At 75.8% G+C, this 1790-nt stretch carries 3 protein-coding genes; all 3 read right to left on the reverse strand.

Going from position 1 to position 1790, the window contains the following annotated elements:
• The coding region (gene hpnE / locus ABZ281_RS48035; RefSeq protein ID WP_356665010.1) for a hydroxysqualene dehydroxylase HpnE at positions 1-1269 on the reverse strand (1269 nt) is incomplete at its 3' end.
• Positions 1266-1457, reverse strand: coding sequence for a DUF6380 family protein (locus ABZ281_RS48040; protein WP_356665012.1), 192 nt, complete (start codon positions 1455-1457; stop codon positions 1266-1268). The genes hpnE and ABZ281_RS48040, both read right to left, overlap by 4 nt.
• A partial coding sequence (locus tag ABZ281_RS48045) for a squalene/phytoene synthase family protein (RefSeq protein WP_356665014.1) occupies positions 1454-1790 on the reverse strand: 337 nt, incomplete at its 5' end. The genes ABZ281_RS48040 and ABZ281_RS48045, both read right to left, overlap by 4 nt.

Below are 1790 nucleotides of genomic sequence, written 5' to 3' on the forward strand. Positions count from 1 at the left end.
GTAGAGGCCGGATGCCTTGGTGCGGGCGCCGGGCCTGAGGCGCCCGACGCCGGGGGTGGGAGCGAACGTCGCGGTGCGCTCCCGGGTGACGAAGAAGTCCCTCACGGCGGCGCCGCGGGTCAGCGGCAGCAGCCGTTCCAGCTCGGGCAGGTACCGCGCGCGCAGCACGGCCACGGGCTCGTCGATCTCGTCCTGGGCGACCGACTGCGACAGGGCGAGGTACTGGCCCTCGCGCAGCCCGGACGCGTCGGTCCGGTCGAAGACCCACTGCACGGGGCTGCCCAGGGCGGCGAAGAACGGCCGGCCGAGGACCGTGCGGTCGTACACCACATGGACGTTGAGGATCGGCGCGGTGCCGATCTCCAGGAGCCGCTCGGGCGCGTCGAGGGCTCCCGCCGGCAGCAGGTCGTGCGCCTCGCGCTGCGGTACGGCGAGGACCACCGCGTCGGCCTCCAGCGTCTCTCCGGGGACCTCGACGCTCCACTGCCCGTTCCCGTTCGAGGAGACGGAGGTGACGCGGGTGCGGAGCCCGGTGCGCACGCCCGCGGAGTCGAGCGCCTTGCGGGCCAGCCGGTCGTGCAGGTCGCCCAGCGGGACCCGGGCCCAGCCGATGTCGGCCGCGGCCGGGTCGGACAGCAGACCGGTCTTGAACACCATCGCGGCGAGCGCCAGGGAGGCGTCGGAGGCCACGGCGTTGAGGGTGGCGATCCCGACCAGGTCCCACAGGGCCTCGACGGCGCGTGCCGACTGTCCGTGCGCGGCCAGCCAGCTGCCGAAGTCCTGGGTGTCCAGCGCCGGGTCGGCGAGGTCGAGTCCCTTGAGCGCGAGCGCGGCCCGGCCCACCCTGGCGCGGTCGGCGAGCGACAGGTGCGGATAGGAGGCGAGGCTGCGCCCCAGGTGCAGCGGCACGGGCAGGGCGTCCCTGCGCAGCCTGCCGAGGCGGCGCCCCTCGGGCCGGGAGGGGTCCAGGACGGGTACGTCGAGCCGGTCCTGCAGCGGGGCCAGCGCCGCGCCCTCGATGCGGCCGAGGAACCAGCGGTAGGCGGTGCAGCAGCGCAGGTAGACGTGCTGGCCGTTGTCGACGGTGAGGTCGCCGCGCTGGAAGGAGAAGGCCAGACCGCCCAGTCGCGGCCTGCCCTCCAGCAGGGTGACGCGCACCCCCGAGTCGGCGAGCGCGAGCGCGGTGGTGACACCGGCGAGCCCGCCGCCCACCACGACGGCGTGCCGCGCCTGTGCCGCCGGTCCCCCGGGCCGTGTGCCGTGGTTCATCGCGAACCCTCCCCCAGGGCCGGAGCGCGCTGCTCGAACGGTGCACGACCGGCCGTCTCCGTCAGGGACGCGGCCCCGCGCCGGAGGGTTGCCCGCCGGTTGTCTGCGACGGCTCGGCCGAGAGGCGCGTCACACCCGCGCCCGGCCACCCGGGTCGCACCGCCGACGGCGGCCTCTGTGCCGTTCACACACGCCTCCTGACGGTCCGCCGGGTCACGTGCCGGGCGTCCAGGCCGGACAGGCCGCGCACGGCGACGAACGCCTTCTCCCGGCCCGGCAGGGAGACCCGGCCGCGCAGCACGGCCTCCGGGTCGCGCTCGATGCGGTCGAGGAGGCGCCGGTAGATGCCGGCCATGGCGGCGACACAGGCGCCGCTGCGCCGGTCGAGCATGGGGAGCAGCCGGTAGCCCTCGGCGAACAGAGCGCGGGCCCGTCGCACTTCGAAGTGCACGAGGCCCGCGAAGTCGGAGCCCTCCGGTGGCCGCGGCCCGCTGAAGCCGGTCGAGCAGCCGAACTTGGCG

Origin of the sequence: Streptomyces sp. NPDC006265 (assembly GCF_040613555.1) — a bacterium.
GTDB lineage: Bacteria > Actinomycetota > Actinomycetes > Streptomycetales > Streptomycetaceae > Streptomyces.